Consider the following 21,951-nt stretch of genomic DNA (forward strand, 5'->3'; position numbering starts at 1 on the left):
CTGAACCCCGCCAAAGGGCTGAGCCCTTTGGAAACCCGGTTCAGCCGCGCGGGAATTCCAGGCCCATCTCGCGGTAGCGGGCGGGGTCGTCGGCCCAGTTCTCGCGCACCTTCACATGCAGGAACAGGTGGACCTTGGCATCCGCCGCCTCGGAGATTCCGATCCGCGCCGCCTGGCCGATCGCCTTGATCGTCTGGCCGCCTTTGCCCAGCACGATCGAGCGCTGGCTCTCGCGCTCGACGAAGATCGTCTGCTCGATCCGCACCGAGCCGTCCGGCCGAATCTGCCACTGGTCGGTCTCGACCGTGGAGCGGTAGGGCAGTTCCTCGTGCAACCGGTCGTAGATCTTCTCCCGGGTGATCTCGGCAGCGAGCATGCGCAGCGGCGCATCCGAGACCTGATCCTCCGGGTAGAGCCACGGGCCGGACGGCATCCGGGCTGCGAGCGCCCGGCGCAGGTCGGCGACGCCGTCGCCCTTGAGGGCCGAGATCATGAAGGTCTCGGCGAAGGGCGAGGCCGCGTTGAGCTTGGCGGCGAGATCGAGCAGCCGCTCACGCGGGATCAGATCGATCTTGTTGAGGATCAGCATCTTCTCGCGCTTGACCTCGCCGAGACGGCTCAGGATCGCCTCGACTTCCTCGTCCATGCCCTTGCGGGCATCGACCAGCAAGCAGACCGCATCGGCGTCGGCCGCGCCACTCCAGGCGGAATGCACCATCGCCCGGTCGAGGCGGCGCTTCGGCGCGAAGATGCCGGGGGTGTCGACCAGGATGACCTGCGCCGAGCCCTCGATGAGGATGCCGCGCACCAGCGCCCGGGTCGTCTGCACCTTGCGCGAGACGATCGAGACCTTGGTGCCGACCAGGTTGTTGAGCAGCGTCGACTTGCCGGCATTCGGTACGCCGATCAGCGCGACGAAGCCCGCCCGCGCATCGGCGGGCGTGCCCGGGAGAGCCGTGGGCGCCTTTGGTGCCAGCCCCTCAACAGGGTAGTCGTCGTGCCCATCGTCGTGATCGTGTTCGGTCATGCTGTCTCCGTCGGCCCCGTCTCCGGGACGGTTCCGATCCCCTCGCGCTCCAGCAGCGCACGGGCGGCCTCCTGCTCGGCGACTCGCTTCGAGGTCCCCTCACCGTGGCCTGGCTCGAGCCCCTCGACTTGTACAGCAATGCGGAAGCGCGGTGCATGATCCGGGCCGGTGCGCTCGACCACTGCATAAACTGGGATCGGCAGGCCTCGGCCCATCGCCCATTCCTGCAGGGCAGATTTCGCATCGCGCCCGCGATGCGCCGCCATCGGCTCGGCCGGATGGAAATGCGCTTCGACGATCACTCGGGCCGCATCAAAGCCGGCATCAAGGTAGACCGCCCCGAGGATCGCTTCGCAGACATCGGCCAGGATCGTCTGGTTGCGCCGGCCACCACCCATCACCTCGCCCTGGCCGAGGACCAAGTGAGGCCCGACCTCCCAGGAGGCGGCCACCGCCGCGCAGGTCTCCCGGCGCACCAGGCCGGCGAGCCGACGGGATAGATCGCCCTCGTCCGCATCGGGAAAGGCGGCATAGAGCCGGTCCGCTACCGCAAGTCCGAGCACGCGGTCACCCAGGAATTCCAGGCGCTGGTAGCTGCTGCCGCGGCCGGTGGCCTTGCTGGTATGGGTCAGGGCCCGAGTCAGCAGGGTCTGGTCGGCGAAGGTGTGGCCGATCCGCTCCTCCAGGACGCCGAGCGGCGGCCTGGGCCTGTGGGAACGCCGCGCCCGGGAAGACGGTCGGGCCTGTCCAGCCTCGTCCAAGTCCGGCTTCAAGTCCGGGCCGGTCAATGGATGGTCGAGAACAGGCGCGACCAGCGCACATGGGCCGGCCAGTTCCAGAGCTGCCAGGCCGGGGTGCCCTCGTCGATCGAGAAGAAGATCATCTCGGCGCGCCCGACGAAGTTGGCGAAGGGCACGTAGCCGACGCTGGCAAGGTCGCGCGAATCCGTGGAGTTGTCGCGGTTGTCGCCCATCATGAAGAAGTGGCCGCTCGGCACGGTGTAAAGCTCGGTCTTGTCCCAGAAGCCGTTGTCGCCGTCGCGCTCGATCACCCGGTGGACGACGCCGTTGGGCAGCGTCTCCATGTATTGCGGGACCTTGGTCGCTTGGCCGTAGGGATCGGTTGTCTCGTAATCGGCGATCCGCTCGCGCTTGACGGCCTTGCCGTTGATGTTGAGCACACCGTCGATCATCTGGATTTTGTCGCCCGGCAGGCCGATCACACGCTTGATGTAGTCGGTCGCATTGTCCTTGGGCAGCTTGAACACCGCGATGTCGCCGCGCTTCGGCTCAGCTGCCCAGACGCGCCCATCCGCCTGGATCGGAATGTATTCCGATAGCGGCAGCGAATACTTCGAATATCCGTATGAATATTTCGAGACGAACAAGTAGTCGCCGATCAGCAGCGTCGGCACCAGCGATCCGGACGGGATGTTGAACGGCTGGAACAGCAGCGTCCGCACCACGAGGGCGATCAGCAGCGCCTGGATGCCGACCTTCAGGGTCTCGCGGATGCTGGCCCAGGTGCCGGTCTCGGCCTGTTTCATCAGCGGCTTGCCGTCGTGATCCACGCGTGCGCGTTCCATCTTCAGACTCAGATTCCGTCGCCGGAGCGTGCTCCGGCGCTTCCGTTATCGCATGATGGCTTCGGAAAACCGGAACCCGCTTTTCCGCATCATACGCCAGCCGCCTGCACGGCTCGGCCCCGCCGCTCACGGCTGATCTGCGGTTGTCCCGAGGAATGCGCCGCAATCGTGTCCGCTGGTGCGGCGGTCTAGACCAAGCGCGAGCCCCCCGCAACGCGCGAGGGCGGCAGGCTAATCCATCGCCGCGGATCTCAACCGGGCGGAACCTTCGGCAAAGCCTCGATGATCACGAAGGCTTGAGCCATCGGCGGATCATCCGTCAGACTTACATGCAACCGGCCCTCATGGCCCGGAGGCAGCATCTCGGCCAAGCGCGCGGCCGCGCCGCCGGAGAGCCGCAGGGTCGGCTGGCCGGAGGGCAGGTTCACCACCTCCATATCGCGCCAGAACACGCCGTTGCTCAGCCCAGTGCCCAGAGCCTTGGCGCAGGCTTCCTTGGCGGCGAAGCGCCTGGCATAGCACTCTGCGCGGGAGGCGCGGCGGTCGCAGCGCGCACGTTCACCATCCGTGAATACCCGGTGCGTGAAGCGGTCCCCGTGGCGTGCCAGCGCGCGACCGATCCGGTTGATGTCGCACAGGTCAGAGCCGATGCCGAGGATCATGGGCGCCGCGCACGATCCATGGCGGCGCGCATATCCCGAACGGCCTGGGCGAGCCCGACGAAAATCGCCTCGGCGATCAGCGCGTGGCCGATATTCAGTTCCCGGATCTGCGGCAGCGCCGCGATCGGTCCGACGCTCTCGACCGTCAGCCCATGTCCGGCATGGATCTCGAGGCCGAGCGCGGCGCCATGCTCGGCCGCCCGCCTGATTCGCGCCAGTTCGTGCGCGAGGCGCGCAGTATCGCCCGCCACGGCGGCCTCGCAGTAGCTCCCGGTATGCAGTTCGACCACCGGTGCCCCAAGCGCGCGCGCAGCTTCCATGACGGCTGGTTCCGGCTCCACGAATAGGGAAACGCGGATACCGTCCGCGGCCAGGGCCCGAATGCGCGGGGCGAGGTGATCGCGTGCGCCGACGATATCGAGCCCGCCCTCGGTCGTCCGCTCCTCCCGCTTCTCCGGCACCAAGCAGGCGGCGTGCGGTCGAGTCGCCCGGGCGATCGCGACCATCTCGTCCGTCGCCGCCATCTCGAAATTCAGCGGGATCGTTAGATTACGCTTCAGCGCAGCAATATCGCTATCGCGGATATGGCGGCGGTCCTCGCGCAGGTGCGCGGTGATGCCGTCCGCTCCCGCCTCGACTGCCAGCAGAGCCGCTCGAACCGGGTCAGGATAGGACTCGCCGCGGGCGTTACGCACGGTGGCGACGTGGTCGATGTTGACGCCGAGGCGCTGCTTATCGGTGGTCATGGGCTCATTCGTCCCGGGCCGCCACAGTCCCGCAGGCGCCCTCGAACCGCCGATATGCTGGTGTTGCGCCTCACCGACAAGACGGGCCGGCTTACAGGCCTGTCGAGGCACCCCGGTCTTGCCAGCCCGGGAAAAACCGATTATGCGCCGCCCCTCGCGTTCGCTCCGGCCGGGGGCTGAACGGATGGTGCCGCTTGCGGCATAGGGTCTTCACCGATCCGTCGTCCGGTGTCTCCGCCTTCGATCAACCGCTCGGGCCTGAAAATCGGCTCGAAGGGCTTGGCGCCGAGCGTCTCGCGAATGAACCGGCCCGAACCAGCCGCTTGTCAGCGGCCGGGCTCCTTTTGACACTGAAAGGCCCGATATGCCTCTCTACGAGCACGTGCTCTTGGCCCGGCAGGACGTGACGTCCCAGCAGGTCGAGACGATGATCGACACCTACAAGGGTGTGATCGAGCAGAACGGCGGCCGCCTCGAGAAGATCGAGATGTGGGGCGTCAAGTCCCTGGCCTACCGCATCAAAAAGAACCGTAAGGCGCATTTCGCGCTCCTCAACATCGACGCCCCTCCGGCCGCCATCGCCGAGATGGAGCGCCAGATGCAGATCTCCGAGGACGTGCTCCGCTTCATGACTGTCCGGGTCGAGGATCTCGATTCCGAGCCGTCGGCGATGATGCAGAAGCGCGACCGCGACGATCGCAAGGATCGCGAGCGCGGTCGGCGTCGTGACGATGACGGCTTCGGTGGCGGCGGCGGCTTCGGCGGCGACCGTCCGGACCGGGGTGCTCGCGGTGGTGATCGTCCCGAGCGCAGCTTCGGCGGGGAGGCCTAAGCCATGGCATTTGGTGCTGGTGCTGGTGCTGGTGCAGGCGGCGGACGCCGTCCCTTCTTCCGTCGTCGCAAGACCTGCCCGTTCTCCGGGGCGAATGCGCCGAAGATCGACTACAAGGACGTCAAGCTCCTGTCCCGCTACGTGTCCGAGCGCGGCAAGATCGTTCCGTCCCGCATCACCGCGGTGTCGGCCAAGAAGCAACGCGAACTCGCCCAGGCGATCAAGCGCGCCCGCTTCCTCGGCCTGCTGCCGTACGTGATCAAGTAGGTCTTTAAGCTCGGCCGGCCCGGCATCTGTCTGGGTCGGCTTTCATCGAGAGCGATCTGGCATCGCTCGATCGTTGGGGCGCGGCGTCGCCTCTAACCCTGCCGGACGGGCAGCGGGACAGCGGAACCCATGGCAAACCATATCGGCATCGGTATCGGCGCGGGTCTCGTCTCCGCACTCCTGTTCGGGGTGCTGCTGAAGGCGACCCCTCTGGCGATCGTGCTCTACCTCGTAGCGCCGCTGCCGATCCTGATCGTCGGTCTTGGGTGGAGCCACAAGGCCGCTCTCGCAGCGGTGGTAGCCGGCAGCTTGGCGCTGGCCCTGGCGATCGCGCCCTTCATGGGCCTCGCCTTCGCGGCCTACATCGCCGTGCCGGCTTGGTGGCTGGCCTACCTGACGCTGCTCGGCCGCGAGACACCGTCGGGCCTCGAATGGTACCCGACCGGCCGGTTGCTCGGCTGGACCGCCGCCACGGCCGCCCTCGCCTTCATCGCCATCGCGATCTTTTCCTCCCCGAACCACGCGGCCTTCGACGCGCAGCTGCGCGGGCTCGCCCGCACGCTGGTGCAGGTGCGCGATCCAGCAGCCCGCGCGACGATCGAAAGTCGCCATGCGGAGACGCCGCAAGCCGAGACCGGCGATGCCGGCTCTGACTCGGCTGTCGGGCCGGATGCAGCGCCCAAGACCAACTCGGACGAGGCCGAGGTGACGCGCAGCGAAGTCGCCGATGCCCTAGCACGGGTGGTGCCGGCCTTCGCGGCCAATGGGCTCGCGCTGCTCCTGACCTTTTATCTCTGGGCCTCGGCCAAGATCGTAAAGATCTCGGGCCGGCTGCCCCGCCCCTGGCCCGATCTGCCATCCACCGCCATGCCGCGCGCGACCTTGGTGACGCTGGCGGCCGCCGTGCTGATGTGCTTCGCCCCCGGCTTTATCGGCGTCTTCGGCGTCGCGCTGGTCGGCGCCTTCAGCGCGGCCTTCGCACTCCAGGGGCTTGCCGCCTTCCACGACCGCTCGCGCGGCCGGCCGGGGCGCGGGCTGATGCTGTTCGGCATGTACCTGATCCTGTTCGTGACCCAGGGCGTCGCCCTGGTGGCACTCACCCTGTTCGGCCTGGCCGACACAGCCCTCGATCGCCGCCGTCCCAAGGACAACCCGGCGCCCTGAGTCCCCGGCCCCTGAGGCCAACCCACTGAAGGAGTAAAGACGATGGAAGTGATCCTGCTCGAGCGCGTGGCCAAGCTCGGCCAGATGGGCGAGACCGTGAATGTCCGCCCGGGATTCGCCCGCAACTTTCTGCTCGCTCGCGGCAAGGCCTTGCGCGCAACGGAAGCCAATAAGAAGCACTTCGAGGCGCAGCGCGCCCAGCTCGAGGCTCGCAACCTCGACCGCAAAAAGGACGCCGAGGCCGTCGCCGAGAAGCTGAACGGCCAGAGCTTCATCCTCATTCGCCAGTCCGGCGAGACCGGCGTGCTCTATGGCTCCGTCTCAACCCGCGACCTTGCAGAGGTTGTGGCCAAGGAAGGCTTCACGGTCGATCGGGGTCAGTTCATCCTGAACCAGCCGATCAAGACGCTGGGCCTGCACACCGTCCCGGTGGTACTGCACCCGGAAGTTGAGGTGCAGGTCACCGTCAACGTCGCCCGCAGCCCCGAGGAGGCCGAGCGTCAGGCCCGCGGCGAGTCGGTCACTGAGCGCGAAGCGTTCAACCTTGACGACCTCGGCCTGGAAGTCGGCATGGCTCTGGCCGATGCCGGCGAAGGCGCCGACGACCGCGGCTGATTCGTTCGGGGCTTCCCCGCGTGCGCCGCTTCGCAAGGGCTTTGGGTCCTTGACGGAGCGGCGTCATCCACCGCGCTGTATACCGGTGGAGATTGGGGATCTTCCGTCCTGAGACTTGACACGTTCCAGTTTTGTTCCAGCATGGACGCCCGCCCCTCGTAAGAGTCGGCGGGCGTTTGTTTGTCCGGGCCGAGGCCGGGACGAACCAACCGTAGGCCAAGGCGTCGTCCCGATTGGGCGGCTTCCAGCGGCAGACGATACAAGACCAAAGACCTGGAGCCTCATGGCGGATCGGAAATCCGTCTCGCGGCTCCAGGCTTCGGTAACCTTACCGTGGCCAAGGTCACGCGGTGTGATCCTGGTGCGCCCGTCCCGGCGCCTGATTCGGAGTCGTCTGCCGATGGCCCTGCCCAATGCGCTCACGGCCAAGCTGGAAGCGGTTCAAGCGGAGTACCGCGTCGCCCCGCACAACATCGATGCGGAGCAGGCGCTGCTCGGCGCCATCCTGGTGAACAACGACGCCTATTACCGGGTGTCGGACTTCCTCCTGGCCGAGCATTTCATGGAGGATGCCCACCAGCAGATCTTTTCGGTGGCGGCGTCCCTGATCCGGGCCGGCAAGCTCGCCACGCCCATCACCATGAAGACCTATCTGGGCGACGCCGATTTCGGCGGCCAGACGGTGATGCAGTACCTCGCCCGGCTGGCGGCCGACGCGACCACCGTCATCAATGCCGGCGCCTACGGCCGGACAATCTACGATCTCGCCATCCGCCGCCGCCTGATCACCATCGGCGAGGATCTGGTGAACGGCGCCTACGAGGCACCGGTCGAGCAGGCGCCCCGGGACCAAATCGAGGAGACCGAACGGCGTCTCTACGAGCTCGCCGAAGCGGGGAAATACGACGGCGGCTTCCAGAAGTTCTCGGACGCGCTGACCGCCGCGGTGGACATGGCCGCCAAAGCCTACCAGCGCGACGGCAAGCTCTCGGGCATCGCCACCGGCCTGTCCGACCTCGACGCCAAGATGGGTGGCCTGCAGCCGTCCGACCTGATCATCCTCGCGGGCCGCCCGGCCATGGGCAAGACCTCGCTGGTGACCAACATCGCCTTCAACATCGCAAAGGCGTATCGCGGCGAGAAGGCGGCCGACGGCACGATGCAGACCGTCAACGGCGGCATCGTCGGGTTCTTCTCCCTCGAAATGTCGGCCGAGCAGCTCGCCACCCGTATCATCGCCGAGCAATCGGGCGTGCCCTCGTACAAGATCCGCCGCGGCGACATCCGGCCGGAGGATTTTTACAAGATCACCGACGCAGCGCGGGATATGCAGACAATCCCGTTCTACATCGACCAGACCGGCGGCATTTCGATCGCCCAGCTCGCCGCCCGAGCCCGGCGTCTCAAGCGCCAGAAGGGCCTGGATCTGCTGATCGTCGACTACCTGCAGCTTCTCTCCGGCTCCGGCAAGCGCAGCGACAACCGCGTGCAGGAGATGACCGAGATCACCACAGGCATGAAGGCGCTGGCCAAGGAGTTGGCGGTGCCGATCATCGGCCTGTCGCAGCTCTCGCGTCAGGTCGAGAACCGCGACGACAAGCGCCCTCAGCTCTCGGATCTGCGTGAGTCGGGCTCGATCGAGCAAGACGCCGACGTGGTGATGTTCGTGTTCCGCGAGGAATACTACGTCAACAACAAGAAGCCCCGCGAGGGCACCGAGGAATTTTTTGCCTGGGAGGCGGAGATGAACCGCGTCCATGGCAAAGCCGAAGTCATCCTGGGCAAGCAGCGCCACGGCCCGACCGGCACGGTGGAACTGCAGTTCGATGCCAACATCACCCGGTTCTCGAACTTGGCCCAGAGCGAGCGGCTACCCGAGCAGATGTGATCGACCCTGTTGCGGCGGCCGAGCGCCGCCGCGAACCATCGTCAGATCAGGCCGTTGTGCGCAGGACGATTTTTCCGCAGCGCAGGATCGACGATGAGCGAGCCGACACCTCCGAAGATGCCGTACTGGCACGTCTATACCGACGCGGAGGGGGTAAGCCGCCAGGAGCTCTTCTCCATCGAGCGCTTCAAGTTCGAGGGGATCAATCCCGAAACGGCGCCCCAGTGGAACGACAAGATGGAACCGGCACCGTCGGTGGTGACCTTTACGGTCCTGCCGGTCGGCTGGATTGGCGAGTGGCATGAGAACCCGCGGCCGCAATGGATCGCGATCCTGTCGGGCCGCTGGTTCGTGGAGACGATGGACGGCCACCGGGTCGAGATGGGCCCGGGTGAGTTGATGATGGGCGAGGACCAGAACACCAAGGCGCGCGACGGCAAGAAGGGCCACCTCTCCGGCACCGTGGGCGACGAGCCCTGCACGATGATCGTCACGGGGCTCCAGGTCGAGCCGACCGTGAACCAGCCCGGTCGCTTCAAGTAAGGGCCGCACGATGGACGGCATTGAGCTGACCCAGCCGCGCTTCAAGGCGTATGTGCTGCCGAACGCGCCGCTGGAAAAGCTCGCCGAGGGCTTTGCCTGGACCGAGGGACCGGTCTTCTTCGGGGACCGCAACGAGCTGCTGTTCTCGGATCTCCCCAACAACCGGGTGATGCGCTGGACGGATGCGGGCGGCCTCAGCGTCTACCGCGAGGTCAGCGATTTCGAGAACGGCCATGCCCGGGATCGGCAGGGACGGCTGCTCTCCTGTTCGCACCGCAGCCGGCGCATTCACCGCACCGAACTCGACGGCAGCATCACCGGCTTGGTCGAGCACTACCAGGGCCGGCGGCTGAACTCGCCCAACGACATCGTTTGCAAGTCCGACGGCACGATCTGGTTCTCGGACCCGCCCTACGGCATCCAGACCGATTACGAGGGCGGCAAGCAGGAGTCAGAGCTACAAGCCGCACTCTATCGGTTCGACCCGCGTGACGGCTCTCTGGGCGTGGTCGCGGACGATTTCCAGGGCCCGAATGGCCTGTGCTTCTCCCCCGACGAGCAAAAACTCTACGTCGTCGAGACCGGGCTTCAATTCGCCGCCGATCCTGTCCAGCACGTGCGCGTGTTCGACGTCGCCGAGGATGGCCGCTTGTCGAGGGGAAAGGTGTTCTGCACGATCGCGCCGGGCAATGCCGATGGCATCCGCTGCGACGAACACGGCAATCTCTGGTCGAGCGCCGGCGACGGCGTTCACTGTATCGATCCCAGCGGCGAGCTGCTCGGCAAGATTCTGGTCCCCTCGACGGTGGCAAATCTCGCCTTCGGCGGCCGCAACAACAGTCGTCTGTTCCTCTGTGCCTCGCACACGCTCTACGCGATCTACACTAACGTGCGCGGAGCACGTCTGCTGTGAGCGGCATCCGGGCCATCACCGGTTTCAGCCGCACGGTCGCGGATCTATCGGTCACAGAGGCCTTTTATCAGGACGGGCTCGATTTCCAGCGGGTCGCCCCGCCGGAGCCGGTACCAGATGCGCAAGCCGAGGCGATGGGGCTTGCGGGGCGGCAGGCAACGCAACTGCGCCTGCGGCTCGGCGGCCAGATTGTAACCTTCCTGGCGGTCGAGCCGCCCGGCGCGCCCTACCCCGCTGATCCGGCGGCGACCGATCCGTTCTTCCAGCACCTCGCGATCCCGGTGCGCGACATGGATGCCGCGATGGCGCAGCTCGCCCGGTTCGGGGCGGCTCCGATCAGCCGGGGCGGCGCGCAGGTCCTGCCAGCATCCTCCGGGGGCGTCACCGCCTACAAGTTCCGCGATCCGGACGGCCACCCGCTGGAGCTGATCTTTTTTCCCGACGGTCCTCCAGCCCAACGCTGGCGCAACGCACCGGGCCTATTCCTGGGCATCGACCATTCAGCGATCACCGTAACCGATCTCACTGCGGCCCTGACACTCCTCACCGGCCCCCTCGGCCTCACGGTCGCGCAGACCGGGCTGAACCGGGGGCCCGAACAGGCGCGGCTCGATGGGGTCGACGATCCGAAGGTGGACGTGATCGCGCTCGCCCCCCCTGTATTCGCGCCGCATGTCGAACTGCTGCATTATCGACGGCCGATCATCCGGAGAGCCTCCCCAGCCCCGTTTGGCCCGGCTGACCGCGCCTCGACCCGTTTCATCTTCGCGGTAGACGAACTGGAGGGTCTGGTGTGGGCGTTGCGCAAGGCGGGGTTGGCGCCACGGGCGTCGGGCGATGGCTCAGTTGCCTATTGTGCTGCGCCGGACGGGCATGGGTTCCTATTGATGAACGCCTGATGCCCCCAAACGACTGCGTTGCGCCCGGCACTTGACGCGCCGCCCCTCCCGCGTCCAATCCGGCCGCCCCGGAGGTGAGATCGATGCCGCTCCTCGCCCTGCCCTTTCCGGCCATCGATCCGGTGGCGCTCGCGATTGGGCCGATCACAATCAAATGGTACGCCCTCGCCTACATCGCCGGCCTGATCGGCGGGTGGTACTACGCGCGCCGCCTCGTCATGGCCGACAGCCTGTGGGGCGTGGTCAAGCGCCCGCAGGTGGTCGACATCGATGACCTCGTCGTCTGGGTGGCGCTCGGCGTCGTGCTCGGCGGACGGATCGGCTACGTGCTGTTCTACAACCTGCCGATGTACCTCGCCGACCCGATAGAGATCCTGGCGATCCGCAACGGCGGCATGTCGTTCCATGGCGGCTTTCTGGGCGCGATCCTGGCCTTCCTGCTGTTCGCTCGCGCCAAGAAGCTGAACGGCTACACGCTTCTCGATATCGGCGCTGTGGTCGTGCCGATCGGCCTGTTCTTCGGGCGGATCGCGAATTTCGTGAATGGTGAACTCTGGGGGCGGATCGCGCCGGATTTCCCCTACGCGATCGTGTTCCCCACCGGCGGGCCGCTGCCGCGCCATCCGAGTCAGCTCTACGAGGCGGCCACCGAGGGCCTGCTGCTGTTCATCGTCATGGCGCTCGCCGTGCGCCGGTTCGGGTTCCGCAAGCCCGGCTTGCTCGGCGGCATCTTTGTCTTCGGCTACGCCCTGGCCCGGACGTTCTGTGAGTTCTTCCGCGAGCCGGACCGGCAGCTCGGCTTCCTGTTCGGCGACCATCTCGGGCCGATGGGTGGCGGCGTGACCATGGGCATGCTGCTCTGCGTGCCGATGATGATCGTCGGGCTCACCTACATCGTCCTGGCGGGCACGGGACGAACCCGTCCACGCAATCCGGTCGCCGCGTCTAATCCGCAGGAGGCGGCGCGCGAGGCGCCTGCAAAGGCGTGACGCCACTCGGAGCCGAGATTACGGCCCTGATCCGCCATGGCGGGCCGATCGGCATAGACCGCTATATGGCGCTCTGCCTCGGCCACCCGGTCCACGGCTATTACCGCACCCGTGACCCGCTCGGTGTTAAGGGCGATTTCACCACGGCCCCCGAGATCAGCCAGATGTTCGGCGAGCTGATCGGAGCCTGGGCAGGCTACATCCACGGCCAACGAAGCCAGAGGGAGCCGCTGATCCTCGTGGAACTCGGTCCCGGCCGGGGCACGCTGATGGTGGACGCCCTGCGTGCCCTGCGGATAGCGGCCCCGGGCGCGGATATCAGGCCGCATCTTGTCGAGATTAGCCCGGTGCTGCGAGCCGTGCAGGAACGAGCCCTCGCCGGCACCGGCGCGACCTGGCACGCCGGGATCGAGACCCTGCCCGAGGGCCCGGCGATCATCCTGGCCAACGAATTCTTCGACTGCCTGCCGGTCCGCCAATTCGAGCGCCACGCCACCGGCTGGCATGAGCGGCAGGTTGGGCTTGGTCCCGAGGGTGATCTCGTGTTCGGCCTCGCCCCGGAGGCGACGCCGGGGCTGGACGCTGACGGCCCGGAGGGTGCGCTGCTCAGCGTACCGGGGGTTGGCCTGGGGCTGATGCGGCTTCTTGCGCATCGCATGCGGGAAGCCGGCGGCGCCCTGTTGGCGATCGATTACGGTCATGTCCGGCCGGGCTTCGGCGACACGCTGCAGGCCCTGTCGGGACATCGCTTCGCAGACCCGCTGGCAGCGCCAGGCGAGGCGGATCTCACGCACCACGTCGATTTCGCTGCGCTCGCGAATGCCGCTCACACGGAGGGTGCGATCGTTCACGGGCCGGTTGCACAGCGGGACTTCCTGCTCGCCCTCGGCCTGAACGCACGGGCCGAGCACCTCAAAACTCGCGCCACCGCGGTTCAGGCCGCGGCGGTTGATTCGGCCGTCCGACGGCTTACGGACGGGAGCCGAGGCGGTATGGGAAGCCTCTTTAAGGTCCTGGCCGTCAGCGGCCGGGATCACGGGCCGCTACCCGGATTTCCCGAGGCCTGAGGCTCGGTCTCCAGGCGGCGGCTCGGGATGTCGTCAGCCGAACGAGCCGAACCCGGCATCTGAGGCGCTCGGCGCCCGCGGGGTTGGCGGCGCGGGCGGGTTCGGGTCGGACGGGTCGAAGGGGCCGGGCTCACGCTCGACGGGATGCTCGGCCGCGCTCTGGCTCCGACGCTCCGGAACCTGGGGGGCGGTGGTCTCGATCGGGGAGTCGTTCTCGGTCCGTCGTGACATTGCGATCCTTCTCGGAAGAATCCGGAACCCGGACTCATGCTGCAATGCAGCAAGAATCTGACGGTTCCACGACATCGTCAAGGGGCACCCATTCCGTTATCGAGCGCGACATCAGGATGGCGAGGGAGCCGACCGTGACTGCAGGCATGTCAATCGAGGCGCCGGAACTCTCATCGCATGCGGGCGTGCGCCACGCCTTCTTCACCCGGATCGGTGGCGTATCGGAGGGCGTCTACGCTACGCTGAATGGCGGACTTGGATCCCAGGATCAGCCGCAGCGCGTGGCCGAGAATCGGACGCGGATGTGCGCCCAGCTTGGCCTGCCGCCGGAGCGGCTGGTCAGCCTGTATCAGGTCCATTCGGCCGATGTTGTCGTCGTTGAAGGGCCCTTCGCGACCGCGGACCGCCCGAAGGCCGATGCCATGGTGACGCGGATGCCGGGCCTTGCCCTGGGGATTGCAACCGCCGATTGCGGGCCGATCCTGTTCGCCGATCCGGAGAACGGCGTGGTTGGCGCTGCCCATGCCGGCTGGAAGGGCGCGCTCACCGGCGTGATCGATGCGACGGTGCGAGCCATGGAGACGTTGGGTGCGCAGCGGCGGCAGATCGTCGCCGTGCTCGGGCCGACCATCAGCCAGACATCCTACGAGGTCGGCTCGGATTTCGTCGCGCGCTTCCGCTTAGAGGCTCCCGGCATGGAACGTTTTCTCGGGGCCGGACTGCGCGAGGGACACGCGCAGTTCGATCTCCCGGGCTTCATCCTGGCGCGGCTCAGGGAGGCGGAGGTCGGCGAAGTCGCGACGCTCAACCTCTGCACCTACGCCGATCCGGACCGGTTCTACAGCTTCCGTCGGACAACCCACCGCGGCGAAACCGATTACGGACGCCTGATCTCGGCCATCGCGCTGACACCGTGACCCGGACCGGATCTCCAAGCGCTGCCATCGCCTTCCAGGGGGTGCGACACTTTGTCGATCCGAGACGCCGAAAAAAAGCGTGGCCGTAAGCGAACCTTGACCATTCGAGTGCGTTTAAACGCGTGAGGTGCCGGGGAAAAACGGCGGATTGCCATAAGGGGCCGCGATAAGCGGTCGGCGATACCGCAGAGCGCAAAGCGCCCTGGAACCGCTGGAACGTAGCCAGATCCGCGTTCCGTGTCCGTCCATAGAGGCCGGCGCGGGGCCACCCGTGAGGACCAGATGATGAAATCCCTTCTTCGCGCCACCACCGCCCTCGCGGGCGTGGCCCTTGCCGGCTCCGCTTTCGCTGCCGATCTGCCGCGCCGCGCCGCCCCGCCGCCGATCTTCACCCCGGTGCCGGTGTTCACCTGGACCGGCGCCTACTTCGGTATCAACGCCGGCTACGCCTTCGACGCCAGCAGCCGCTCCAACAACTCGACCTTCGTCATCCCGGGCGGCGTCGGCCTGACCAGCGGCCCGGCCGCCGTGGCCACCTTCCGCAACCGCAGCCAGGACGGTTTCTCGGGCGGCGCCCAGGTCGGCTACAACTATCAGTTCACCCCGGGCTCCGGCGTGGTCGTCGGCATCGAGGCCGACGCCCAGTACCTCGACTTCGGCCGCGACCGGAACAACGCCTTCGTCAGCGGCGGCGCGATCGCCCCCGGCTTGATCCTCAACGACCCGCGCGGTCTGGCCAGCCTCGACTACTTCGGCACCGTGCGTGGCCGCCTCGGCTACGCCTTCGACCGCACCCTCGTATACGGCACCGGCGGCTTCGCCTACGGCTCGGGCAGCGCCGACCGCTCGTTCGGCGGTTACGCCGGCAACGACAGCTTCCGCACCGGCTACGCCGTCGGCGGCGGCATCGAGTACGCGCTCCCGACCGACTCGTTCCTGAACTTCTTCCGCTCCTCGGCGGTGACGCTCAAGGTCGAAGGCCTGTACGTGAATCTCGACCGCGGTACTCGCAACCAGGGTGTCCTGCTCGTCAACGCCGCCAACCTCGCCCCGGCCTATGTGACCCCGATCGGCCCCCGCGACGACGAGTTCGCCGTCGTCCGCGCCGGCCTGAACTACAAGTTCGGCTCGTACTAAGACCCGGCCTCGGCGCGCCGGCCGCGCCGAGGCGATTGCAACGGATGAGAAAGCCCGGCCGAGAGGTCGGGCTTTTTCACGCCTTGGTTGCGCATCCCGGGCTTGGATGAAGTTTTCGCAACCTCCCCTGACAAAGCGTCACCGCACCCCCATCTCCTCTTCGGCCGTGCGGAGCGTTCGAGCCCGCGGGTACGACTCGAGGAGGAAAACTCCATGAATAGCGAAGAACGCGACGTCATCTCCGGCATCTTTCAGCGCCTGGAGCAGGCCCAGAGCCAGCCCCGCGACGCGGAGGCCGAGCGCTTCATCGCCGACAAGCTCCGCACGCAGCCTTACGCGCCTTACGCGATGGCGCAGCTAATCTACGTGCAGGAAGAGGCGATCAAGAGCCTCAATCAGCAGCTCGAGCAGGCGCGCAACCAAGCGGCCCCGGCCCAATCTTCCAGCGGCGGCGGCGGTTTCCTATCGAGCATCTTCGGCGGCGGCAGCCAGCGCCAGGAGCCGCAGCCTGGCTACGGCCAGCAGCAGCGCCCGACTGGCCAGCCATGGGGCGGCGGCGCCGCCCCACAAGGCTACCCTCAGCAAGGCTATCAGCAACAGCAACCAGGATACCCGCCGCAGCAGCAGGGTGGTCCGTGGGGCGGTCAACCGCAGGCGCCGGCCCGGGGCGGCGGCTTCATGGCGACCGCGCTGCCGATGGCGGCTGGTGCGGCCGGCGGCATGCTGCTCGGCAGCGCGCTCTCGAACGCTTTCGCGGGCGGGCATTCGAGCCTCGGCAGTGCCGCGGCGGCGGGCCTCGGTGGCGGCGGTGAGACGGTCGTGAACAACTACTACGGCGACGGCGGCAATCAGGATCTCGGCTCTGCCCTCGACGGCGGTGGCAGCAATGATTTCCAAGATGCCAGCTTCAGCGATCCCTCCGGTGATTTCGGCGGCGATCTCGGCGGCGGTGACGACAGCGACTGGACCTGATCGCATCGAGTCGGAGCCCGGTCGCATGCAGGTGCGGCCGGGCTTTTTGTGGTTATCGATGTTTGCCGCACGTGTAGCGCGTGCAAGACTATGTCGCGCATCGCTATGGATCGACGAGGGAGCGACTCTCCCCACCCGTGATTGTGCGTCTCAGTGGTCGGGTAGCCTCGGAATCTTCAAGGAGAACGGGCGATTGCATCGCCTCCAGTTGGTGCGGTTCAAAAACCGATGACCGAACGACGCTTGCCTCATGGCTAATCTGTCATCGGGATGACACCAAGGCCGCTGGCCGAGGTGCCGAGAGTTGGCTACCGCGCAGGCGCAGTGGTGTTGGTACCCATACCGACGCCCGGGCGCGCGGTGCCGGTGCCTGGTACGGTCGCTGCGCCGGCCGCGCCTGGGGTTGAGCCCATGGTAGAACCTGTAGCGCCCTCATTCATCTTTTGACTGTCGCTCTTCACCGAGCCCGGGTTGTTCATGTTGCCGGTCGCGCTGCCGCCTCCGGCCGGCTGCTGGGCGTAGGCGGTTCCCGTCAAGGCAAGGGCGAGAACTGCGGCGATGCCGTAAATCTTCATGCGCATGTGCGTTTCCTCAATCGGCCCGTCTTCGGGCTCCTGGGGTAACGCAGCTCAGGACCGACTGTTCGGTGCGGATGGGGCGATGTTCGCGACCAACCCAATCACCGAGCCGGCGGATCTGTCCACACCCGCGTACCCGGCGTGGAGGATCGGCTCACATCCTCAAGGATCCAATTCGGCCGGGGCGATGCCGAGCCGATCGAGGCCTCTACGATCCGTGGCGCGATCGCGCCTGTTGTGATCGGATCCGCCCAATCCGACGCGCTTTCAGTGACCTGCGCAACCGGCTCGGGCAGGTTGCGCTCGTAGCCCACGACGACGGCCGTCAGGCCAGCACCGACCAGGACGAGGGCCAACCCGTCGACGATCATGTGGCCCAGTCTCGGCATGACACCCACGCGTGTTGAGGAGCCTTGGGGCTACGATTGTAGGGTTAATGAACCGTGGCCGATCCGAAGGCTTGGCGTCGCGGCACGAGGCGCAACGTTCCGCCTCGACGGACGCTTACCGGCCAGAACACACACGATCGGAGCTGACAGCCATGGAAGCCAGTGACCTGAAAGACCACCCGCCCTTCCGGGTGATCACCTTCCGCGACGGCCAGGAGGTCATCTCGGAGGATGTCGAGACCGAGGTGGCCGCCCGAACCCGTTTCGCATCGGCGATCGATTTGTGTCAGTCGCGGGATGCGGCGCATTCACACCGCGTCGAACTTCACTCCGGCGGCGAGACGATTGAAACCTGGCCCCAATCCGGCGCGTAGCCGGCGCGGTGCCGCGGAGGATCCGTCATGCACGACCTGCTGCCGAAAGCCGCCGCGTTGGGGGCGGCACTCATCGCGCGCAACGAGACGCTTGCTGTCGCTGAATCGTCATCCGGCGGCCTCGTCTCGGCGGCGCTCCTGTCGGTCCCGGGCGCCAGCGCGTATGTCCTCGGGGGCGCCGTGGTCTACACGGCCACGGCTCGCTCTGCCCTGCTCGGCATTGACGACGGCGCAATGGCTGGCGTGCGCTCGGCCTCTGAAGGCTATGCGCGGCTACTCGCCCGGACGGTGCGGGCGCGGCATGGCGCGACCTGGGGTCTTGCTGAAACCGGGGCCGCCGGCCCAATAGGCAATCGCTATGGCGATGCGGCCGGCCATACCTGCCTGGCCGTCAGCGGGCCCGTCGAGTTGTTCGCCACCCTCGAGACTGGCAGCGCGGATCGCGTCGCCAACATGAGAGCTTTCGCCGGAGGCCTGCTCGACCTGCTGGGCGACGCCCTGGCTGAGGGGCGCTGATCAGAAATCGGATCTCTATCCCGCGGAACGCGGGTCCCGACGCGACGTTCCGACCTGTCGAGCCGATGGCCCCCCAGGAGATCAACGTGCCCCAGAGACACCCGCTGCGCCTGTGGGTGGTACGCCACGGCGAGAGTTCCGGTAACGTCGCCCGCGACGCCGCCCAGTCCGCGGGCGCCGCGCGCATCGACATTCCGGAACGTGACGTCGACGTGCCGCTCAGCGCGCTCGGCCACCGGCAGGCGCGGGCGCTCGGGCACTGGTTCGCCAGCCTGCCCGATGGCGAACGTCCGGACCTCGTCCTCGCCTCGCCCTATCGGCGTGCCCTGGAGACCGCGGAGGCGATCCGCGGGACCGGCGGCCTCGCCTCCGGCACGCCGCGGCTCTTGGTCGACGAGCGGCTGCGCGAAAAAGAGTTCGGCATCCTGGACCGGCTGACCCGGATCGGCATTGAGCAACACCATCCCGAGCAGGCCGCGCTGCGCGGCGATCTGGGCAAGTTCTATCATCGTCCTCCGGGCGGCGAGAGCTGGTGCGACGTGATCCTGCGCCTGCGCAGCGCTCTGGACACAATCGGCCTGCACCATGATGGCCGCCGGATCCTCATCGTCGCCCACCAGGTCGTGGTGCTATGCCTGCGCTACCTGTTGGAAGAGATGACCGAGGCCCAAATCCTGGCCGTTGATGCGGAAGGCGACGTGCTGAATTGCGGCGTGACAGAATATGCCTTTTCGGCCTCGGCCGCCCCCGGCGGCGGCTTCACGCTGGTGCGCTACAACTTCGTCGCACCCCTTGAGGCGGGGGGGGGCACACCCGTTACCTCCGAGCCTGACGCCGACGCGGCCGCGACATAATCCGGTGCGCATGGGGCGTTGGGCGAGTGGGGAATCCATGAGCACCGTCACGCCGATTACCGAGCACGTGCTGCGGAGCATGGCTCCGCCCGAGCCAGGCGGCGATAGCAAGGATGGCCGCGGCCGCGTCCTCATCGTAGCGGGGTGTACGAGCTTGCCGGGAGCCGTCCTGCTGGCCGCCCATGCAGCGCTTCGGGTCGGCGCCGGCAAGCTGCAGCTCGCGGTCTGCCGGGATCTGGCGATCCCGATCGGGATTGCCGTGCCCGAGGCCCTGGTCGTCGGCCTGTCGCAGACCGCAGATGGCGGTATCGACCGAGCCTGCGCCGACGATCTCGCGCAACGGGCTGAGCGCGTCGATGCGGTTCTGGTCGGCCCCGGCATGTCCGAGGATGCCAATGGCGCAGGCGTGACAAGCGCGCTTATCCGCGGTGCTGGCAAGGCCGGGCTGGTGCTCGACGCGGGTGCCCTCGCCGCGCTGCGCGCCGAGCCGGACCTGACGCGCCGCCTACCCAAGCCGGCGATCATCACCCCGCATGCCGGCGAGATGGCGCAGCTCTTGAGTGAGGAACGCGAAGCGATCGAGGCGGATCCGCTCGCAGCGGCGCGCCGGGCGAGCGAGCGTTTCGGCACCGTCACGGTCATGAAGGGTGGTTCCACGCATGTCGTCGTCCCGGACGGCCGCGCTTGGTGCTATGAAGCGGGTCACGTCGGATTGGCGACTTCGGGCTCCGGCGACACACTCGCAGGTCTCGTCGTCGGCCTTCTGGCCCGTGGCGCCGAGCCGGAAGCGGCCGCCTTGTGGAGCGTCTACGCCCACGGCGAAGCTGGCCGACGTCTCGCACGCCGCTACGGGGGCATCGGCTTCCTGGCTCGCGAAATCCCTGGCGAGATACCGTTCATCCTCGCCGAAGTTCTGATGTAGCTGTAGCCCGATGCGGCATCCGGTTGGACGTGTTCGCGGCCATTCTCCGGCATCATCCTCGCCAGCCTAGCGGGACAATGCCGGAGAAGGACGTTCGGGCTGCGCCTCACTCTGCTGCGGTCGCGGAAACCTCATCCTGACCGGTCGAACCGAATTGTGCGGCGTGCAGGCGGCGGTAGACACCGTCGGCATCGAGCAGCGCTGCGTGTCGCCCCTGCTCCACGATACCGTCCTCGCCCAGGACGACGATGCGGTCGGCGTCGCGGATGGTCGCGAGCCTATGAGCGATGATTAGGGTGGTGCGCCCCCGGGCGAGGTCGGTGAGCGCCTGTTGGATCTCGCGCTCGGTCTGCGTGTCGAGGGCGGAGGTGGCCTCGTCGAGGATCAGGATCGGCGGGTTCTTGAGGAACACGCGTGCGATGGCGATGCGCTGCTTCTGACCACCGGACAGACGCACGCCGCGCTCGCCCACCACCGTATCGAGCCCCTCAGGCAAGCTGTCGATCAGCTCCCCGAGCCGGGCACGCCGGGCAGCCTGATCGATCTCGGCCTCGGTCGCATCGAGACGGCCATAGGCGATGTTCTCGCGGATCGTGCCAGCGAACAGGAACACGTCCTGTTGAACGATGCCGATCTGCCGCCGCAGAGCCGAGAGGCTGAGGGCACGCACGTCGATGCCGTCGATCGTCACCTGGCCTGCTTCGACTTCATAGAAGCGGGGCAGCAATGCGCAGAGCGTCGTCTTACCGACGCCCGACGGACCGACGAACGCGACTGTTTCCCCGGCCGCGATCGCCAAGTCGAGACCGGCGAGGATCGGCCGGCCGCGATCATAGCCGAACCTCACCCCCTCGAAGCGAATGTCGCCGCGCAGGGTTCGCGTCTCGATCGCATCCGGACGGTCAACGATGTCGGGCGCGGTGGCGAGCAAGTCCTGGTAGCGGCGAAAGCCTGCGACCCCCTTGGGGTAGGTCTCGATCACCGCGCTGATCTTCTCAAGCGGGCGGTAGAACACGCCAACCAGCAGGAGGAAGCCGACGAAGCCGCCGGCCGTGAGGTCGCCCCGGACCACGAAAGCTGCGCCGCCGAGCAACACCGCGATCTGGACCAGACGTAGGCCGAGGTAGTTGATCGACAGGCTGGCCGCCATGAGCCGATAGGCTTCGAGCTTGGTGTCGCGATAGCGGGCATTGTCGCGAGCGAACAGGGTACGCTCGTGCTGCTCGTTGGCGAAGGCTTGGACGACCCGGATCCCGCCGACATTCTCCTCGATGCGGGCGTTGAACGCGCCGACCCGGCCGTACTGAGTCTGCCAGTTCCGGGTCAGACGCCCGCCGTAGCGCAGGCTCACGAAGGCGATCACTGGCAGGATCGCGCCGGTGATCAGCGCAAGCGTCGGATGGACCCAAACCATCAGCGCGAAGGCGCCGATGAGCGTCATCACGGCGATGAACAGATCCTCGGGCCCATGGTGGGCGACCTCGCCGATCTCCTCGAGATCCTTGGTCACCCGGGCGACGAGGTGGCCGGTCTTCTGGCCGTCGTAGAACCGAAACGATAGCTTCTGCAGGTGGTCGAACGCGCGAGCCCGCATCGTGGTCTCGATGTTGATGCCGAGCACATGGCCCCAATAGGTCACCACCACCATCAAGCCGGCATTGGCCACGTAGACCAGGGCGAGGCCACAGGCCGCCAGCACGATCAGGCCCCAATCCTGCTGCGGCAGGAGCCGGTCGACGAAGGTTTTCACCGCGATGGGAAAGCCCAGTTCCAGCAGGCCGGAGAGCACGGCGCAGCCGAAATCCATCAGGAATAGAGCCCGATGCGGCCGGTAATAGGCGAGAAAAGCCTTCAGCATGGGAGC

At 67.1% G+C, this 21,951-nt stretch carries 26 protein-coding genes; 17 read left to right on the plus strand and 9 right to left on the minus strand.

The features are described from left to right. Positions 1–40: 40 nt before the first annotated feature. From era to AO398_RS24225, 5 genes are all read right to left on the minus strand, one after another. Positions 41–1,027, minus strand: a complete 987-nt coding sequence (gene era, locus AO398_RS24205; RefSeq protein ID WP_058194716.1) for a GTPase Era — start codon at positions 1,025–1,027, stop codon at positions 41–43. Next, a complete protein-coding gene (rnc, locus tag AO398_RS24210; protein WP_058194717.1) occupies positions 1,024–1,788 on the minus strand; it encodes a ribonuclease III in 765 nt (254 codons plus the stop codon). The genes era and rnc overlap by 4 nt, the downstream gene beginning before the upstream one ends. A gap of 23 nt (positions 1,789–1,811) precedes the next feature. Then, positions 1,812–2,612 (minus strand): signal peptidase I, encoded by an 801-nt coding sequence (gene lepB / locus AO398_RS24215; RefSeq protein ID WP_058194718.1) that lies wholly within the window; start codon positions 2,610–2,612, stop codon positions 1,812–1,814. A 251-nt stretch (positions 2,613–2,863) separates the two neighbouring features. Continuing rightward, on the minus strand, positions 2,864–3,274 hold the full coding sequence (gene acpS, locus AO398_RS24220; RefSeq protein ID WP_058194719.1) for a holo-ACP synthase: 411 nt from the start codon (positions 3,272–3,274) through the stop codon (positions 2,864–2,866). Beyond that, on the minus strand, positions 3,271–4,020 hold the full coding sequence (locus AO398_RS24225) for a pyridoxine 5'-phosphate synthase (RefSeq protein WP_058194720.1): 750 nt from the start codon (positions 4,018–4,020) through the stop codon (positions 3,271–3,273). The genes acpS and AO398_RS24225 overlap by 4 nt, the downstream gene beginning before the upstream one ends. Positions 4,021–4,384: 364 nt before the next feature. On the opposite strand from AO398_RS24225, the gene rpsF reads away from it, so the two are divergent. The 10 genes from rpsF (at position 4,385) to AO398_RS24275 (ending at position 13,197) form a co-directional block, all read left to right on the plus strand. Beyond that, positions 4,385–4,852 carry a 30S ribosomal protein S6 gene (rpsF, locus tag AO398_RS24230; protein ID WP_058194721.1) on the plus strand — a complete coding sequence of 156 codons (468 nt, stop codon included), beginning with the start codon at positions 4,385–4,387 and terminating at the stop codon, positions 4,850–4,852. Between the two features lie 3 nt (positions 4,853–4,855). Beyond that, the gene (gene rpsR / locus AO398_RS24235) at positions 4,856–5,119 is read left to right on the plus strand and encodes a 30S ribosomal protein S18 (RefSeq protein ID WP_058194722.1); all 264 of its coding nucleotides are present in this window, start codon (positions 4,856–4,858) and stop codon (positions 5,117–5,119) included. A 129-nt stretch (positions 5,120–5,248) separates the two neighbouring features. Beyond that, positions 5,249–6,283: a hypothetical protein gene (locus AO398_RS24240; RefSeq protein WP_058194723.1), complete on the plus strand. Its 1,035-nt coding sequence runs from the start codon at positions 5,249–5,251 to the stop codon at positions 6,281–6,283. A gap of 42 nt (positions 6,284–6,325) precedes the next feature. Continuing rightward, on the plus strand, positions 6,326–6,898 hold the full coding sequence (rplI, locus tag AO398_RS24245) for a 50S ribosomal protein L9 (protein WP_058194724.1): 573 nt from the start codon (positions 6,326–6,328) through the stop codon (positions 6,896–6,898). Positions 6,899–7,298: 400 nt separating this feature from the next. Next, positions 7,299–8,786, plus strand: a complete 1,488-nt coding sequence (locus AO398_RS24250; protein WP_058194725.1) for a replicative DNA helicase — start codon at positions 7,299–7,301, stop codon at positions 8,784–8,786. Between the two features lie 93 nt (positions 8,787–8,879). Continuing rightward, entirely contained in the window at positions 8,880–9,329 is a 450-nt protein-coding gene (locus tag AO398_RS24255; protein ID WP_058194726.1) for a cupin, read from the plus strand. Positions 9,330–9,339: 10 nt separating this feature from the next. Further along, positions 9,340–10,242 (plus strand): SMP-30/gluconolactonase/LRE family protein, encoded by a 903-nt coding sequence (locus AO398_RS24260; RefSeq protein ID WP_058194727.1) that lies wholly within the window; start codon positions 9,340–9,342, stop codon positions 10,240–10,242. After that, complete coding sequence (locus AO398_RS24265; RefSeq protein WP_058194728.1) at positions 10,239–11,141, plus strand: VOC family protein; 903 nt, start codon at positions 10,239–10,241, stop codon at positions 11,139–11,141. Before AO398_RS24260 ends, AO398_RS24265 begins: the two co-directional genes overlap by 4 nt. Before the next feature lie 83 nt (positions 11,142–11,224). After that, positions 11,225–12,130, plus strand: a complete 906-nt coding sequence (lgt, locus tag AO398_RS24270) for a prolipoprotein diacylglyceryl transferase (RefSeq protein ID WP_058194729.1) — start codon at positions 11,225–11,227, stop codon at positions 12,128–12,130. After that, positions 12,127–13,197 (plus strand): SAM-dependent methyltransferase, encoded by a 1,071-nt coding sequence (locus tag AO398_RS24275; protein WP_058194730.1) that lies wholly within the window; start codon positions 12,127–12,129, stop codon positions 13,195–13,197. Before lgt ends, AO398_RS24275 begins: the two co-directional genes overlap by 4 nt. Before the next feature lie 33 nt (positions 13,198–13,230). Here AO398_RS24275 and AO398_RS24280 read toward each other — a convergent pair whose 3' ends face one another. Beyond that, positions 13,231–13,428, minus strand: a complete 198-nt coding sequence (locus tag AO398_RS24280) for a hypothetical protein (protein ID WP_058194731.1) — start codon at positions 13,426–13,428, stop codon at positions 13,231–13,233. Between the two features lie 146 nt (positions 13,429–13,574). Between AO398_RS24280 and pgeF the strand changes: the two genes are divergently transcribed. The 3 genes from pgeF to AO398_RS24295 all read left to right on the plus strand — a co-directional run bounded on the left by pgeF (position 13,575) and on the right by AO398_RS24295 (position 16,454). Beyond that, entirely contained in the window at positions 13,575–14,345 is a 771-nt protein-coding gene (gene pgeF, locus AO398_RS24285; protein ID WP_058194732.1) for a peptidoglycan editing factor PgeF, read from the plus strand. 285 nt (positions 14,346–14,630) lie between these two features. Then, a complete protein-coding gene (locus tag AO398_RS24290; RefSeq protein ID WP_058194816.1) occupies positions 14,631–15,482 on the plus strand; it encodes a porin family protein in 852 nt (283 codons plus the stop codon). A 213-nt stretch (positions 15,483–15,695) separates the two neighbouring features. Next, the gene (locus AO398_RS24295) at positions 15,696–16,454 is read left to right on the plus strand and encodes a DUF2076 domain-containing protein (RefSeq protein WP_058194733.1); all 759 of its coding nucleotides are present in this window, start codon (positions 15,696–15,698) and stop codon (positions 16,452–16,454) included. 308 nt (positions 16,455–16,762) lie between these two features. On the opposite strand, the gene AO398_RS27815 is transcribed toward AO398_RS24295, so the two are convergent. Together AO398_RS27815 and AO398_RS24300 are read right to left on the minus strand one after the other, a co-directional pair. Further along, entirely contained in the window at positions 16,763–17,035 is a 273-nt protein-coding gene (locus tag AO398_RS27815) for a hypothetical protein (protein ID WP_082643432.1), read from the minus strand. 98 nt (positions 17,036–17,133) lie between these two features. Beyond that, positions 17,134–17,403: a hypothetical protein gene (locus AO398_RS24300; protein ID WP_058194734.1), complete on the minus strand. Its 270-nt coding sequence runs from the start codon at positions 17,401–17,403 to the stop codon at positions 17,134–17,136. Between the two features lie 170 nt (positions 17,404–17,573). On the opposite strand from AO398_RS24300, the gene AO398_RS24305 reads away from it, so the two are divergent. The 4 genes from AO398_RS24305 (at position 17,574) to AO398_RS24320 (ending at position 20,087) form a co-directional block, all read left to right on the plus strand. After that, positions 17,574–17,795: a hypothetical protein gene (locus AO398_RS24305; protein ID WP_058194735.1), complete on the plus strand. Its 222-nt coding sequence runs from the start codon at positions 17,574–17,576 to the stop codon at positions 17,793–17,795. Positions 17,796–17,822: 27 nt separating this feature from the next. Beyond that, positions 17,823–18,311, plus strand: coding sequence for a CinA family protein (locus AO398_RS24310; protein WP_058194736.1), 489 nt, complete (start codon positions 17,823–17,825; stop codon positions 18,309–18,311). Positions 18,312–18,397: 86 nt separating this feature from the next. Further along, a complete protein-coding gene (locus AO398_RS24315; protein ID WP_058194817.1) occupies positions 18,398–19,165 on the plus strand; it encodes a histidine phosphatase family protein in 768 nt (255 codons plus the stop codon). 37 nt (positions 19,166–19,202) lie between these two features. Next, positions 19,203–20,087 carry an NAD(P)H-hydrate dehydratase gene (locus AO398_RS24320; protein WP_058194737.1) on the plus strand — a complete coding sequence of 295 codons (885 nt, stop codon included), beginning with the start codon at positions 19,203–19,205 and terminating at the stop codon, positions 20,085–20,087. 106 nt (positions 20,088–20,193) lie between these two features. Here the strand turns inward: AO398_RS24320 and AO398_RS24325 are convergent, their stop codons facing one another. Beyond that, entirely contained in the window at positions 20,194–21,945 is a 1,752-nt protein-coding gene (locus AO398_RS24325; protein ID WP_058194738.1) for an ABC transporter ATP-binding protein, read from the minus strand. Positions 21,946–21,951: the final 6 nt, after the last annotated feature.

It is taken from the genome of Methylobacterium sp. GXS13, from assembly GCF_001455965.1.
Lineage (GTDB): Bacteria > Pseudomonadota > Alphaproteobacteria > Rhizobiales > Beijerinckiaceae > Methylobacterium.